Source organism: Jeotgalibacillus sp. ET6 (genome assembly GCF_029667115.1).
Lineage (GTDB): Bacteria > Bacillota > Bacilli > Bacillales > Jeotgalibacillaceae > Jeotgalibacillus.
Window position 1 is genome coordinate 1 of the sequence record NZ_JARUIU010000255.1, and the last position, 242, is coordinate 242.

The 242-nt window shown below is 33.9% G+C and carries 1 pseudogene; it reads right to left on the minus strand.

Annotated elements, in window-relative coordinates:
* Positions 1-61: 61 nt before the first annotated feature.
* A pseudogene (locus P6709_RS20260) lies at positions 62-214 on the minus strand (cytochrome d ubiquinol oxidase subunit II); the annotation flags it as partial.
* Between the last annotated feature and the right edge of the window lie 28 nt (positions 215-242).

A 242-nucleotide genomic window follows, 5' to 3' on the forward strand; every position in this document is an offset into this window, starting at 1 on the left:
CGATCAGTCCAACAAAGAAAAAGACAAAAAATACATTTGTTTCTTCCCATACGGGTGATTAGTATCGGCTGATTAATTTGCTCATTATGTGTTCACGTTTTGTGATTCTGGAATAATAAGCAAAAAAACCAGCTCCAAAATCGATCGAAGCGATAATGAGATAACAATATAGAAAAACCCAAAGTACTGAAATTCCCAATACTTCAAAGCTCATATAACACCCTCCTTATGTAAAAATGGAT